General features: G+C 43.3%; 16 protein-coding genes. All 16 read right to left on the bottom strand.

Features of this window, described 5'->3' with window-relative positions; all coding sequences use genetic code 11:
• Nucleotides 1-41: 41 nt before the first annotated feature.
• The gene (locus CSV74_RS06765; protein WP_099691077.1) at nt 42-383 is read right to left on the bottom strand and encodes a BMC domain-containing protein; all 342 of its coding nucleotides are present in this window, start codon (nt 381-383) and stop codon (nt 42-44) included.
• Nucleotides 358-663 (bottom strand): EutN/CcmL family microcompartment protein, encoded by a 306-nt coding sequence (locus CSV74_RS06760; RefSeq protein ID WP_029053412.1) that lies wholly within the window; start codon nt 661-663, stop codon nt 358-360. Before CSV74_RS06760 ends, CSV74_RS06765 begins: the two co-directional genes overlap by 26 nt.
• A gap of 16 nt (nt 664-679) precedes the next feature.
• Nucleotides 680-1555 (bottom strand): phosphate propanoyltransferase, encoded by an 876-nt coding sequence (gene pduL / locus CSV74_RS06755; RefSeq protein WP_099691076.1) that lies wholly within the window; start codon nt 1553-1555, stop codon nt 680-682.
• Between the two features lie 33 nt (nt 1556-1588).
• Nucleotides 1589-1873 (bottom strand): BMC domain-containing protein, encoded by a 285-nt coding sequence (locus tag CSV74_RS06750; protein ID WP_029053414.1) that lies wholly within the window; start codon nt 1871-1873, stop codon nt 1589-1591.
• 23 nt (nt 1874-1896) lie between these two features.
• Entirely contained in the window at nt 1897-3366 is a 1470-nt protein-coding gene (locus CSV74_RS06745) for an aldehyde dehydrogenase family protein (RefSeq protein WP_233190830.1), read from the bottom strand.
• A 73-nt stretch (nt 3367-3439) separates the two neighbouring features.
• Nucleotides 3440-4084, bottom strand: a complete 645-nt coding sequence (eutL, locus tag CSV74_RS06740) for an ethanolamine utilization microcompartment protein EutL (protein WP_233190816.1) — start codon at nt 4082-4084, stop codon at nt 3440-3442.
• 16 nt (nt 4085-4100) lie between these two features.
• Nucleotides 4101-5096 carry an ethanolamine ammonia-lyase subunit EutC gene (gene eutC, locus CSV74_RS06735; protein ID WP_369823696.1) on the bottom strand — a complete coding sequence of 332 codons (996 nt, stop codon included), beginning with the start codon at nt 5094-5096 and terminating at the stop codon, nt 4101-4103.
• A 7-nt stretch (nt 5097-5103) separates the two neighbouring features.
• Nucleotides 5104-6468, bottom strand: coding sequence for an ethanolamine ammonia-lyase subunit EutB (locus CSV74_RS06730; RefSeq protein ID WP_099670717.1), 1365 nt, complete (start codon nt 6466-6468; stop codon nt 5104-5106).
• A gap of 14 nt (nt 6469-6482) precedes the next feature.
• Entirely contained in the window at nt 6483-7928 is a 1446-nt protein-coding gene (locus tag CSV74_RS06725; RefSeq protein WP_199170324.1) for an ethanolamine ammonia-lyase reactivating factor EutA, read from the bottom strand.
• Between the two features lie 477 nt (nt 7929-8405).
• The gene (locus tag CSV74_RS06720) at nt 8406-8903 is read right to left on the bottom strand and encodes a EutP/PduV family microcompartment system protein (protein WP_029053420.1); all 498 of its coding nucleotides are present in this window, start codon (nt 8901-8903) and stop codon (nt 8406-8408) included.
• A 12-nt stretch (nt 8904-8915) separates the two neighbouring features.
• Entirely contained in the window at nt 8916-9257 is a 342-nt protein-coding gene (gene eutS / locus CSV74_RS06715) for an ethanolamine utilization microcompartment protein EutS (protein ID WP_029053421.1), read from the bottom strand.
• Between the two features lie 24 nt (nt 9258-9281).
• Nucleotides 9282-10544 (bottom strand): ethanolamine utilization protein EutH, encoded by a 1263-nt coding sequence (eutH, locus tag CSV74_RS06710; protein ID WP_099691073.1) that lies wholly within the window; start codon nt 10542-10544, stop codon nt 9282-9284.
• A 151-nt stretch (nt 10545-10695) separates the two neighbouring features.
• Nucleotides 10696-11265 (bottom strand): ANTAR domain-containing response regulator, encoded by a 570-nt coding sequence (locus CSV74_RS06705; protein ID WP_029053423.1) that lies wholly within the window; start codon nt 11263-11265, stop codon nt 10696-10698.
• The gene (locus CSV74_RS06700; protein WP_099691072.1) at nt 11258-12688 is read right to left on the bottom strand and encodes a sensor histidine kinase; all 1431 of its coding nucleotides are present in this window, start codon (nt 12686-12688) and stop codon (nt 11258-11260) included. The genes CSV74_RS06705 and CSV74_RS06700 overlap by 8 nt, the downstream gene beginning before the upstream one ends.
• A gap of 63 nt (nt 12689-12751) precedes the next feature.
• Nucleotides 12752-13738, bottom strand: coding sequence for an alpha/beta hydrolase (locus tag CSV74_RS06695; protein WP_099691071.1), 987 nt, complete (start codon nt 13736-13738; stop codon nt 12752-12754).
• Between the two features lie 142 nt (nt 13739-13880).
• The gene (locus CSV74_RS06690; RefSeq protein ID WP_099670713.1) at nt 13881-14018 is read right to left on the bottom strand and encodes a YfhE family protein; all 138 of its coding nucleotides are present in this window, start codon (nt 14016-14018) and stop codon (nt 13881-13883) included.
• Between the last annotated feature and the right edge of the window lie 8 nt (nt 14019-14026).

Below are 14026 nucleotides of genomic sequence, written 5' to 3'. Positions count from 1 at the left end.
TGCCCAATAAAACTTCGCAAATGCTCATAGGTAATTCGCCTTCAGTCTTTCTTCGGTGCCTTCTTCGCTTCTATCGCTTTCTTTACTTTAGGAATTTCTGGAGTAGTTGGCATTAGCGGTTTCACCATGCCATATACTGAATCATCAGGACGCGGTATCACATGTGCACCTAGCAATTCACCAACACGCGCTGCTGCATCGCGACCTGCATCCACAGCTGCCTGAACTGCTCCGACATCACCTTGAACGACGACCGTTACGATACCACCATCCACCATCTCCTGTGATACTAACTCCACATTAGATGCCTTTACCATTGCGTCTGCTGCTTCAATCGATCCTATCAATCCTTTTGTCTCAATCATTCCGATCGCTTGACTCATGTATATCACCTCTCTTTACTTCTGTTGAATCGATAATACCAATAATGACCGCGTCGATTGGGATCGGGTTTTCTTTTGGTAAAATAAAGCGTGAAGAACCGCCACTCGTAATGAGTACCTCATCACCAACCCCTGCCCCAATTCGATCTGCCGCGACCATATGCGACTGTATATTATTGCCGTGTGCATCAATTGGCTGGATGATTAATAGCTTAAGTCCTGATAATCCATCCTCTTTACGGGTTGCCCATACATTACCAATCACTCTACCCATTCGCATGCGTAATCACCTTTTTCTACTTTCTACTAGTTATCATTTTACCGAGTTCCCGTGCTGTATCTCTTGCTAGTGCCGTAACAATTGTGCCTTTATTGACGACAATTTCCTTTTCCGAAATATCAGCCACGTCTTCAGCCGACAAAAGTTTTTTGGTGAATTCAAGCGCCTCTGGAATACGTACTACTGGATCAGGTGACTTCGTTGTTTCCGTCGTCGCTTGCATAGGTACCGTTTCTTTTGCGTCATTTGGTTTCACCAGACGCCCAATCGACCCCTGTGTAATGAAACCTGCATTTGCTTCATCGGTATCGATATGCATTTCAAGGCGATATCGCTCATTCACCCGAATGCGTACATTGCGGAATGAAATAGATCGGACTCCATCTGCTTCCACTGTGACATATTCCCCGTCTACCACGCCAAAGCGCGTAGCATCTGTAGGTGCCATATGGATATGCGCCTGCGCAATTATCAATCCTTGGTCTATATGCACACTACCTTTTGGTCCAATTAGTGTAATCGGTGCAGATCCTTCAATATTGCCGGATTCCCGAAGCGGAGGCTTGACGCCGAGTTTCATAGCATCCGTAAAGCTGACCTCAACTTGGGTTGCTTTGCGGACAGGTCCTAAAATACGTACGCGTTCAATACTGCTTTTAGGTCCTGCAATCATCACCGTTTCATTCGCGGCGAATTGGCCCGGCTGTGAGAGCTCGGACCGCTGTGTCAATTCATACCCTGCGCCAAATAATACTTCCACATGTTCAGGCTGTAAATGTACGTGACGGGCGGAAACCGCAATGGGAACCGCTCGTTCCGGCAATTGAACGGGACTTTGCCCTAGCTGTCCAAGGATCTCTCCGACAATCTGCTCAATCAATTGCTGATTCATTTAGTTCACGCCTTTCTACTATGTCAGCAGTGATTATTCGCTTTTTGGTAACATCAGTTCTAATTCATTATGTGGTCTTGGGATAACGTGAACAGATAGTAATTCGCCTACACGTTGTGCAGAAGCTGCCCCTGCATCTGTTGCTGCTTTTACTGCGCCTACATCGCCACGTACCATAACTGTTACAATTCCGCCGCCTACATGTACTTTACCTACTAAGTTTACGCTTGCTGCTTTCACCATTGCGTCTGCAGCCTCAATTGCCCCGATTAATCCTTTAGTTTCTACCATTCCTAATGCTGTACCTTCTCTATTCATAATAATTTCCTCCTAATAGTGTTTTATTTTGAAAGTTGTTTAACAATTTCACTGACTAAGTTCTGTACTAATGCTGGATCAATGTTGCTGTTTGTTGAAGCTGATACATTGTTCATCACATTGGATACAAGCTGATCGTTCGAGCTTTCTACTGGCTCTGAGTGCTTCGGTAACTGTACTTCCTTCGTGCCGTATGCCATCCGCTTAATGTTCAGTAAATGCTTAGCTGTAACGTTGTCTGATGTGATGTTGCCGCCGAATGTTCCGCATCCTAATGTAAATGATGGCATTAAGCCTGTCGTACCGCCAACTGCTCCAATGGACGACATCGTGTTGACCATAATACGTGAAACTGGCATTTCCATAGCAAATTCACGAGCGACTGCATCGATTTCCGTATGAAGCACCAAGCTGTGTCCACGTCCACCAAGATTCAGCAAGTCAAGACAAACTTCTTTCGAATGTTTCACACCATCGACAATATACATAGCGAAAATCGGTGATAATTTCTCCAATGAAAACGGTACATCCTTGCCCACTTTTGTTTCCATCCCGATAATTAAGCGAGTGCCTTCCGGTAAAGAAATACCTGCCATTTTAGCGATGAACTGCGGGCTCTTGCCAACCACTTTCGGATTCACCTTACCAGGCACCGGGGAGATGACACCTTCCATAATCTTTTTCTCTTCATCTGATAAAATATATGCGCCGTTTTTCTTCAACTCACGCGTAACGAGATCGACGACGTGCTTATCGACAACAATTGCTTGTTCTGTTGCACAAATTGTACCGTAATCAAATGATTTACTATCGACAATATCTCTTACCGCTTTTTCAATCTTCGCCGACCGTTCGATATACACTGGCACATTACCAGGACCTACGCCGTACGCCGGTTTACCTGAGCTATACGCCGCTTTGACTAGTGCACTACCACCTGTTGCAATGATTAGATTGACATCTTTATGCGACATCAATTGCTGCGTTGCCTCCATTGAAGCCAATGTAAGACACTGGATCAAACCTTCCGGGGCACCTGCCGCAACTGCTGCTGCATCACATACTTTTAATGCTTCATGTGTACATTCAACTGCATATGGGTGAGGACTCACGACAATAGAGTTTCGTGTTTTCAACGCAATCAATGTTTTGAAGAATGCCGTCGATGTCGGATTAGTCGTCGGGATGATGGCGGCAACTACACCGAACGGAGCAGCGATTTCCACCACTTTATTCAAATGGTCTTCTTTGATGACACCGACTGTTTTCAAGTCCTTGATACTTTCATAGACATCACGAGAGCCAACTTCATTCTTGATTTTCTTATGAGCTGCTACCCCCATACCCGTTTCATCTACTGCCATTTGCGCGAGGCGACCGGATTGTTCAAAGGCCGCGTCAGCTACAGCTTTAACAATCTTGTCTACTTGTTGCTGAGTAAAGCCCATGAATTTCTCTTGTGCTTCTTTTGCAGTTTGGACGGCCGTGCGCATTTGTTGCAAAGCCAATAAATCATTATCCACTAATTGAACCAAATCAAAACACTCCTTTCTGCATGCTGAACTATCAATAACTTAACGGATGATCCGCCATGTTCTGTATGGCTTCCCGGAACGCATCGGCTGCTGCCTTGCAAGAAGATTGACTACCTGTCAGCAGACCTCCGCCAAAGTTTGTTTCGGAGGGAGGTGAATAGAGTACACAAAGTGTGACGTCTGCAGCTTTTAAAGCAGCATCCAAACCGATAACGGCTTCAACAGGTGGTGCAATCAAGTATGCCAACGACTGTCCATCTGGTACATTCGCCATGTCAGCTAAATAACTTCCGCAGCTCGAGATAGTATGCGCATATAACACATGATCTGGATTTCCGTTAATCGTTTCGAAATAGGCTTCATGCTCTATCGTTATACGAATTGAATCCAGACCGCTTTTCACTTCTTCCGGCGACGAACCCGCAATGATTCCAATAAACTCACCAGATAGTGGTCCAGAAGAATGGGATGAGCCCGCGTAAAAGCTTTTTGCGTAGACCACTTCCACATCACTATGCTTCGTTGCTGCATCAATTGCTGTATAGCCGACGTCATCAATTGTCGTCGTCACTAAACCCAAGCTACGCTGGTTAGGCTTCAATTTATACTTCTCAGCAAGTTCCGGACTGACGTTTGAAATAACTTGCATCGACAATATGTCTGCATAGATTTTCATTTGTCCTCCCCCTTCCTTAATTTTCTTTTTGAACAAGCGATACACCGCTCGCTTCATATTTTAAGATTTTCTGAATAATCGTTCCAAGGAATGCGCCTGCTTCAACAGGTGGAATTCCGCCTTTATGGATATTGGAGATGACCATGCGATCTGCTTCAATCGTGCCATGTCTGGGTTTATAACACATATACGCACTTAGCGACTCTGCGGATACTAGACCTGGACGTTCACCGATCAGCATGACCACAACATCGGGTTGCAATAGTTCTCCGATGTCATCCATCACAGCAACTCGCCCCTTATCGACATAAAATGTTGTGCCCATCTCGATATTCAAGTTGTTAAGTGATTGTTCCAATGACAAGTAGACGTCTTCCAAATTTTCTTCAATTGCTTTCGCACTCAGGCCATTTGATGCAACGATCTGTACGACGGGTGATTTCTTACAGCGCTCTTGGATCAGAGACTTTGACTCGTCCGAAAGCTTTCTACCCAGATCCGGGCGTCGAATGTATTCTTCTTTATCTGCTACTCGGGATTGCACTTGAAATAACCCCAGCTGCTCAAGCAAGTTATCCGGAACTTCACCGTAGACCGCGTCGACTGCTGCCGCATGATCCAGTCGGAACTGTAGCCACGTCTTTGTTCTCGGACGTGAACCCGCTCGCCCAACCCCTATCCTAGCGGGTGTTTTCTTGCGATATTCTGCTAGCTTATCTTCTTCAGAATCTATTTTGGGTTTTGACTTCGTTTTACCATACGCCGTCGTTGGCTTTGGCTTTACAGTGGAAACATTCCGCTTCAGCTCTTCTGTCGTACTATGGAATGTCACCGCTCCACTAGGCGAGCTTTTTACTTTTTCCACTTCCACATGTCCAATAGGTTGCTTCGAAAACAGCTCTACTTTCTGTTTGTTTGTTGGCTGCTGTACTGTTTGACTACTACTTGCAGCCTCCAGTTTTTCCACGACCATTTTTGTGATTTGCTGAATTAATTCCTCATTCAAGTCCATCCACCTCCTATCGATTGAAGAGTGTGAGATCCCCGGCACGTTTACTCAGCATGCCATTTTCATAAATCCCCATCTTTTCAAGCCATTTCAAGTATTCAGGCGCTGGTGTTTTGCCCATTGTCCGAAGAACCGTCGCCACGTCATGGTAGCTCATAGATTGGTAATTCAGCATAACGTCATCGCCCATCGGAGCTGCGATGATGAAGTTCACACCTGCCGCTGATAATAAGATACTTAGATCTTCAATGTCATTTTGATCCGCTTTAATATGGTTCGTATAACAAATATCTACACCCATCGGTAGTCCGTGTAGCTTACCCATGAAGTGATCTTCAAGGCCAGCACGGATTACCTGTTTGCTGTTATATAAATATTCCGGTCCGATAAATCCGACAACCGTGTTGACGATGTACGGATCATAATGTCGTGCAAAACCGTAGTTACGTGCTTCCATAGTTACTTGATCCACGCCATAATGGGCTTCAGCGGATAGTTCCGACCCTTGCCCTGTTTCGAAATACAATGTTTGTGGGCCGGTACCCGTCCCCATTTTCAGTGAAAGATCTTTTGCTTCTGCAATTAATTCCGCTGAAATACCAAATGAACGATGAGCTTTTTCTGTTCCCGCGATACTTTGGAAAATCATATCCGCAGGCGCACCTTGTTCAATTGCTTTCATCTGTGTCGTTACGTGTGCGAGCACACAGTTTTGCGTCGGAATTTCCCATTCATCAATGAAATCTTTCGTTGCATTCAACACACGCTTTACACTCTCTACGGAATCATCTACGGGATTGATCCCAATTACCGCATCGCCGATACCGTAAGACAAGCCTTCTTTTAACGAAGTGATGATGCCATCAATATTGTCTGTCGGATGATTCGGTTGCAAACGGGAAGACAAAGTGCCTTTTTGACCGATTGTAATATTACATGTTGATAAGATTTCAATTTTATTGGCCGCGTGTACTAAGTCGAGATTGGACATTAGTTTTGTGACGGCTGCGATGACTTCCGAAGTCAATCCGCGGCTGAGACGCTTTAATTCGCGGTCTCCTACTTCATTACTCAAAATGTATTCACGTAATTCGGCGATACTCCAGTTCTGAATTCCACCGTAAACCTTCTCGTTTATATCATTTTCAATAATAAGTGACACTTCGTCGCTTTCAATCGGAATCAGTGGATTGTTACGGATATCACTTACAAGCAACTCACTGACAACGGTTTTGGCAGCAATTCGTTCTTGCACCGTTTCCGCTGCAATTCCTGCGAGGCGATCACCAGATTTCTCTTCATTCGCTTTTGCTAGTACTTCTTTCAGGTCATGGAACACATATCGTTCGCCGCCTAGTGTAGTGGATAAGTTCACGTACGAGACCTCCTTTACGTTGTGTGAAAAGTTAAGGTTTTTACGACGACCGGTACGACGCCTGATGTGAGCGCATTGCCGATATCGATGTAATCACCCGTTTCCACATTGATTTGATCTATACAAATAATGCTTTGTTTCACGTGTAACGCAGCTAATGTTTGACCAATCACTTTAGCATGATCGGATTGAATGACCAGAATAATCGGTTGCTCCGGACATGGCCGCTCGTTCATAATTTGAACAATTGCTTTGGCAAGCTTCTGCACATCGCGAAATCCTAGATATGGAAGGTTGGATAGATAGAGCGCAAAGTTTTGCCCTTCCTTTGCAGAGTCATATAAAGTAACTGCCTGCTGTACCGCATCTTCGAAGTGGAGTAGTCCTGTTTCGAGATTTTCTTCAAAATCATATTGGTAAATCGGGATGTTCTTTAATGGCAACTCATGTGGCGCAACTTGTATCGTAGCCCCGCTAATTTCAGTAGTCTGTGTCCCAGCTCCCAATACAGTCGCTCGTACAGTTTCTACTGGCTCCTGCCAAGTAAAGTGTTGCAGTGATGTGTTTTGCAGTAGTGCTTCCGCGAGTTGAATTCCAATATCGTTGTATTGTGCTTCTTGGACTTCGTCAGTCGCATGATGATACATACATTCGGAAATACCACCTGAAAAGACAATCGTATCGACCGATTGTAGCCAGTTTGGTTCATGACCGAGTAACAGCACTTGATCTTGTGCATGGACTTCTTTTTTCAACATGCGTGCCACCGCTTCGGCCATATACGTTGTTACGAATGAAACGGCTGGTGCATTTTGGGGATCACCGACTTGTAACGAATAGCCTTGGTCTTGCAATAACCGTGCGACTGGCGGTGAAATTGTACGGACTTTGCCGTTTTCAAATTCGATCAATCTGCCTCCGATATGCATCGTGCAGGTGCCAAGAAGTTGTTTGTCTTTGAACACTGCAATATTAGCTGTTCCTCCACCAATGTCTATATTGGCGACTACCTGGCCACTTTTTCCAGACCATTCATAGCTACCTGAACCTTTCGCTGCGATGATGCCTTCTAGGTCAGGGCCTGCCGTCGCTACGAGAAAATCACCTGCTTCATCAGACAAAAGATGTAACATTTCACTGGCATTTCGCTTGGTAGCGGTTTCACCCGTAATAATGACAGCTCCTGTTTCAATCTGAGAAGGTTGGATTCCTGCTTTGTTATATTCTGAGCGTATAATCTGTTGAACACCTGCTACATCAATTGTCACTGCATCTTGCAATGGCGTTCGAAACACCGGACTTTTGTATAGTATTTCTTTGTCTGTAATTTCTATTCTTGGCACATGTGTTGCGCCCGCCACATTACGTAGGGAAAATCGACTGATAATCAGTTTCGTCGTGCTTGTGCCAATATCAATTCCTGCACTGATAATTGTTTCGTGCTTATTGAAATTGCTCACTCCCACATCCCCCTTCTGATTACTTCCTTCTAAGCCTGTTGGAGCTAGACGGCGTCCTGCGCTTTTGATTACATCTAGTTCCGGACGCCAGCCCCTCGGGTCGTTTCGGTCTTGCCGATAAAGTGCATAGTGCGCACTTTGTCGGCAAGACCTCCAACGCCTGTCGGGGCTAGACGGCGTCCTACGCTTTTGATTACATCTAGTTCCGGACGCCAGCTCCTCGGGTCGTTTCGGTCTTGCCGATAAAGTGCATAGTGCGCACTTTGTCGGCAAGACCTCCAACGCCTGTCGGGGCTAGACGGCGTCCTGCGCTTTTGATTACATCTAGTTCCGGACGCCAGCTCCTACACTTTTGATATAAAAAAGACGCCTTTACAAACCCGTGGATTTTCCCACGGGATGTAAAGGCGCCTTTGCCGTTTTTATTTACTTGTATGAAATTTACTATATCAAATTCCTACCTACCTGTAAAGAAGATTAGCCTAGAAATATCAAGTGCTCGTCGGCTGTTGACTCGACGTAATGACGCATCGCTTGAAGGTCGTTCAGCTTTGTCAATTCCTTAAGATGTCGGATTCCCATGCCCGTTACAGAAGAAACCATGACGATGGGTCCTTCGCTCATGACAGTGTTTAGCATGCCAAGTGAACGGTCTATATCAGCTTCCGGGAGATCGCATTTGGTGATGACACCAATCGGCAATTTTGGGATTCCCATGCTGAAACCTGGTGGAAAGATAATCTTTTCGCTCGTTGCATCTTGCAAATACAGTACGTGCGTCACTTCAAGCGCGGTAGCCATAATATTTTTGTAGAACATTGGATTTTCTGTGTATTCTCCCGGAGTATCAACAATCCAATCATAATAACTGAGCGTTTGCGTTTTGAAAGCTTCTACTTTTCGGCCCAATAAAGCATTCGTTAATGTAGACTTTCCGGCTCGTACCGCACCGATTAGCATTGCCTTGTTTCGCATCGTCCTCACTCCTTATGATTTTGTAATTTCAGATGGTGTATAACTTAACTTCTCCGATAAAAAACGATTAATCTCAAGCATAGCCATCTCTACTTCTGAGACACTGCCTACAATGACGAGGCTACCTGTAAATCGATCAAGAAATCCAATGCGTACATTCGCTGCTTTCGTCGCCAAGTCTCCTGCAATAATGACTGTTTCACTTGGTGTACACGTAAGAATACCTAAGGCGCCAGCTTCCTGTATACCTAACTTCTGAAACATATCTGGATCAGGATTAGCAATCAAATGGCTAAGTGTAATTTGTTTTCCTGGAACGAATTCCTGTATAAAGCGTTTCTTTTCTTCGCTCATCATACACACTCCCTGTTTAAATTTTTATGCTTTAACGGCAGGAGCTTCTGTTTCAGCATCTTCGTACTCGCCTTCGCGAATAATTCCTGCTTCACGGTCTTGCTTTTCCAACTTTAACGCTGTTGGTACAGACAGCTTGAATGCAATGATAACTGCGATGATTCCCGCACTCAGTTTACCTAGTATAACCGGTAAAATAATATTCGGCTGGAAATTCGCTGTGAAAGATAAATGATCACCCAGCAAGAATGCCGCGCATACTGCGAATGCGATATTGATAACTTTGTCTTTTGGTCTCATATAACGAACTAATGAGAACATCGCCAAGATATTCGCGACAGTCGCAAGTAGACCAGCACTACCTTCAGGTGAAAGTCCAATCTTCTTTCCAGCGGCTTCCAAAGGTGTTCCCATATACTTTCTGATCAAGTAAATCATTGGGAATGCACCTGCTAACATAATACCAATATATCCGGCCGTTTCAAGCGCACGGAACTGATCGGCTTTATCCGCCATAATTGGATCGAATCCCCAAACACCAAAGATTTTAGTGAAGATACCTGTAAATATTTCAACGATAGAGAACACTAACACAAGTTTAATAGCTGCATCCATCACACGGCCAAACAACATAAATCCGTTAATCATAATACGCGGGACGAACTTCAGTCCTACCGCAATTAATACAACAAATAGTAATAATGGCAATAAATTTATGAAAATCTGTAAATAACCAATTGCAAACTCATAATTAGATGTTGCAGTCGTACTGATTACATCACGCACATCCGTATTGAACAAGACAACTAAAACAGACGCAATGAAAGCACCGATTGGAATTGTCAGTACACCCGACATGATACCAAGCGCCATATATTTATGGTCCCGTTTATCAAGCATTGCGAGACCCATTGGAATGGAGAATACAATGGTTGCTCCCGACATGAAACCGACGATTAACGCCATGATCCATCCTTCATTTGTTACTTTTAATGCTTCCGCTAACTGATATCCACCCATATCTGAAGCTAGAATCGTTGTCGCGGCAATTGCTGGATCTGCCCCGATCGAGTTAAAAATTGGACCGATAAATTTACTGATGAACCACGTTAAGTATGGAATCGATGCCATAATCCCTGCTGCGGGCACGAAGATATGTCCTACTGCGTGTAATCCAGACATAAATTCCTTACCTAATCCTTCTTCAGGATTTTTTATTGAAGCAAATGCCCCTGCAATTGCACAGGCCATGATGATATATACAATGACTGTACCAATCATTTCCACCTAAATTTCCCCCTCTTACTATCCTATTGTGATATTATGTTCGTGCATTAATTCACTAGCCACCACCTTTAAATCTTTATACAACTCGCGAAAAGAACACAAAAAGACGCTTAAAGAATGTATCTCTTTAAGCGTCTTTGCTTAGATCTATTCACTTGTGCAAATCTATAATTTCCATGGCAAGTGACTCCATTGTCATTTGCCGCGACATACTTGTATCACGCATTTTTTTAAATGCTTGTTGCTCGGTTAAGTGCTCTGTACTCATCAGTATACCTTTTGCCCGTTCCACAACTTTCCGCTTTTCCACTTGCTGCTTCGCGTGCTGAATGCTGTCCTTTAGCCGCTTGGCTTTACTGGATTGGTGAAGCGCCACTTCAATTGCAGGAATTAAATTAGCTTCAGAAATAGGTTTAACTAAATAACCGACCACACTGTCTTGCTGGGCTTTTTCCACAAACTCCTTTTGACTGTACGCGGTAATGATTAAAATTGGTATATCCAATTGCTCTCCAATGATTCGGCTCGCTTTCAGCCCATTCATCTTCGGCATTTTAATATCCATCAAGATTAAATCAGGCTTATGCAAAAAAGCCAACTCGATCGCTCTGTCTCCGTCACCAGCTTCCCCAACGACTTCATAGCCATGGTCTTGCAAGGTCATTTTCAGGTCCATGCGAATAATTGATTCATCTTCCGCTATCAAGATTCGTTTACTCATCAAAAGTTTCCACCTCCGCACCCACTGGAAAACTAATTACTGCATGAGTCCCGACTTCCCTAGGCACATATAGAAACTCACCATTCAAGTCATTGGTTACCAAATTGTGGATAATTTCCGTGCCAAGCGAAGTTTGCGGATTCTTCATTCCAACGCCGTTGTCGGAAACATGAAGTTCCACAAAATCATGATCTACGATAAATTCCACATCAATAATCCCTTCTTCTTTGCCTTGAAATGCATGCTTTAGGGAGTTTTGTATGAGCTCATTAATGATCAGTGCCATTGAAACCGCTTTCTTAGATGTTGTTATTATTTTATTGTTATTTGGCTCAATAATCAAGTCTACTTTTAAATTGTATTCATTTAGCACCATCGTGGAACAAATTTTCCTCGTTAAATTTATAATATTTACATCATCGTCGTCTGCATCTTCCTTCGTAAGGATAATTTCATAAACTGAGGAAATACTGTATATCCGGTTAAGCGTTTCCTCAAAAGCAGATCGATTTTCAACCGGCATACCATTACGCATTTGCAATCTTATTAAGCTTGCCACAGTTTGCAAATTATTTTTAACTCGATGATGAATTTCTTTAATGACGACGGATTTCATCATCAATTCTTTTTCCTTTGTTCGAAGTTCCGTAATATCCTGGACAATCAACAACGTTTCTTGAGATTTGTTCTTTTCATGCATCCTTATTTTTTTTACAATTAAGCTTTTATCTTGAATCGTCATCTCAAAGACAAATACATCTTCTTTCTTCTCATACACCGCATGCAAAAACGGTAATATTTCCAACAAGTTACGATTTAGTACATCGTCCCTGCCACTCATTTCAGAAATCAGTTTCAAACCCGAAGGATTCGCGTATATTAACCGATTACTAGCATCCGTTAAAATAAGCATTTCCATCAATAAGTCTGAGACTACGCCAAGTCCCGAATTTGTCACTTGGTCTTCCGCCGTTTCTGTAACTACCGAAAACCTTTTGATGTCGTCAACCGATTGCGGTGAAGTGACTCGTTTCTCAGATACCAATACACCGATCACTTGATGAAATGTGTTCTTAATGGGTACTACAGTCTGATGCACAAAGATACCTTCTTGCGTCATTGCCTGCTGTATGATGGATTTCTTCCCGTTACGATAGGAATAAAATACACCTGGCTCAAAAGATTCAAAAACAATCTTTCCAATAACTGAGTTATTATATAGCGGTGTACTACCAACTGGAAAAGCTTCCGCAACGACAATCGCCTGATTACTTGTTTTTAATTTACAATCGATAAACATATACGAATCAGATAGATCTGCATAGGTTTGTAAGCTAAACGCCATCTCCTGAAGTATTTTCACATCTTGACTAGTCAGTTCCGTGTGCTGTTTACAAAGTTGTTCTACTGTTGCTTTTATCAATACACCACGACCTTATATCGAGGAATGCTACTTCCCCTACTTTGTAAAAATAGTATAGGACGGTTAGCGAGAGAGGTCAATTGACAGGTTCGATGTCGACCAATGTTTTTCAAGGAATTCATCTACCTTTCTCTTATACGCTTCCTGATCCATCACGAATGCTTCACCGTGATTGGCGTCATCCACTAAAAACAATTCCGTATCGCTTTTTGTCTTCTCATACAGCTCTTTTGTCATCTCTGTCGGCACGAACGTATCCGCATTACCATGGATATATAGGATCGGTACAGTCGCACGCTGAACCGCGCTCAACGCATCCGCCTCCTTCAATGAATATCCTGCTCTGGCGCTCGTCAGTAAACTCATATTGTCGAGTAAAGGGAAGGCCGGTAAATGAAACATTCGATTCAATTGATAGGCAAAAAGCTGATAGACAGATTGATACGGACTATCTGCGATAATTGCTTTTACTTGTTTCGGTAGGCTTTCACCGCTTGCCATCAATACCGTTGCAGCACCCATAGACAAACCGTGATAGAGCACTTGTGTGTCAGGACCCATTTCTTCGGCAAGCAACTTCGTCCAATCCATCACATCTAGACGATCAGGCCAACCGAATCCATAATAATCACCACCACTTTTTCCATGACCTCTAGCATTTGGCAGGAAAATATTATAGCCGAGTTCCTCATAATAATATTGACCGTATAACCCCATTTGTTTGGCATGTCCTAAATAGCCATGTGTCAGAATCACCAATTTGTCGGTAGGCTGTTTAGCAGCTAAGTAATAACCCATCAAATCTACACCATCTCTTGAAGTCATATGCATTTCTTTAAACTCCTGTTTATCTACCCAATCTAGCCAGTCTCCATTTAAAAACACGTCCATAGTTTCGGCCGATACTTTCAAATCTGCGTTGCCTGTCAGAAAGTCTTTCGGTCCACGCTTAATCGCCAAGTTATAAAAGAAAAAACTTCCTGCTATTTGAAAAATGACGAAGAAAGCAACTAGTAAGACGATAACCTTTTTCCATCCAATTTTCTTCATTCTATATCCTCGTTCTCTTTGTATAAGCATTTACTCTTAGTATACAGCGAATGTGAAGAATGCGTCAGGTCTATTTCATGAGAAAAACCCCAGTAGTTTGATTAAAACTACTGGGGAACGCCTCATTCACTATTTTCGTATCTTACTTCTTATTGTTGTTGTCTGGCTCAGTAGCCTTATCTGCCCGTTTGTAATCTTTGGCATACAACACTTCCTGTGCGGATGAAAGGCCGTTGTTCTTATCAGTCAGTGTTTTGTGTGGCTGTTTGTTTTCACTCAATTCTCAAC

The organism is Sporosarcina sp. P19, assembly GCF_002743165.1.
GTDB lineage: Bacteria > Bacillota > Bacilli > Bacillales_A > Planococcaceae > Sporosarcina > Sporosarcina ureae.
This window is presented reverse-complemented; position numbering and strand designations above follow the sequence as displayed.